The sequence below is a fragment of the Faecalimicrobium dakarense genome, from assembly GCF_000499525.1.
Lineage (GTDB): Bacteria > Bacillota > Clostridia > Peptostreptococcales > Peptostreptococcaceae > Faecalimicrobium > Faecalimicrobium dakarense.
Map to the genome: position 1 here is coordinate 1 of NZ_HG529296.1, position 1,175 is coordinate 1,175.

1 protein-coding gene is annotated in these 1,175 nt (G+C 30.5%); it reads left to right on the forward strand.

Going from position 1 to position 1,175, the window contains the following annotated elements:
* Nucleotides 1-292: 292 nt before the first annotated feature.
* Nucleotides 293-1,175, forward strand: an 883-nt coding sequence (locus tag BN899_RS06690; protein WP_330362481.1) for a [Fe-Fe] hydrogenase large subunit C-terminal domain-containing protein, incomplete at its 3' end; no start/stop codon positions are given.

Below are 1,175 nucleotides of genomic sequence, written 5' to 3' on the forward strand. Positions count from 1 at the left end.
CTTTAAAGACAATACAGGTTTTTATTTATAACTCAATAAAATACAAATCCAATAGAAAACTTTGGAAAAATAGGAATAATAGAGCCATTACTCGGAAAATTAATTATATGAATATAATATTGGTTTAAATAGATAAGGAGTAAATAATGTCTGATAAAAACAAACTATAATACAAAGCTCATTAGGTTCAGTATTTTCTGTATTTAGTGAAGATGAATTAAAAAAAATAACAGAAGATAAAAAACGAGTAATCGCTATATCTGGAAAAATTAATAATCCTGGGATAAGAGAGGTGCCAGAAGGAGCAACATTAGTTGATATAATAAACCTTGCAGGAGGACTATTAAATGACAAAGGATTTAAAGCAGCCCAGCTAGGTATACCATTTGGAGGATTTTTAAGTGAAGATAGTCTAGATAAAGTACTAGATTTTAAATTATTTCCTAAAGGAACAAGTAGAACGATAATTATTTTATCAGAAGAAGATTGTATAGTTCAGTATGCTAAATTTTATATAGACTTTTTACTTGGCAAACTTCAGGATAAATCATTTGAAAGTTACTCTATTGTAAAAACGGAAATAATTAGAATGTGGAAGATATTAGATAGAATAAGTAAGGGAAGAGGAAATATGCGTGATGTATATCTCTTAAGAGAACTTGCTACTAACGTTAAACATAGACTCAACCAAAGCCATAATATAATGGAAGAAATAATTGATAGATTCTATGATGAAATAGAAGAACATATAGAAGAAAATAGATGTTATTCATCACAATGTAATCATCTTATAAAATTGACTATAACAGATAAATGCATTGGGTGTGGTTCATGTAAAAGAGCTTGCCCTGTAGATTGTATTGAGGGTGAATTTAAAAAACATCATCATATAGATTACACTAGGTGTACTCATTGTGGACAATGCATAGCAGCTTGCCCTGTTAATGCAATAACTGCAGGAGATAATACATTTAAATTCCTTCGAGACTTAGCAACCCCAAATAAAGTTGTAATTACTCAAATGGCTCCTGCCGTAAGAGTGGCCATAGGTGAAGCTTTTGGGTTTGAGCCTGGAAGTAATGTAGAAAATAAAATTGCTGCAGCCTTAAGAAAATTAGGAGTAGATTATGTATTTGATACAACATGGGCAGCTGATTTAACAATAATGGAAGAAG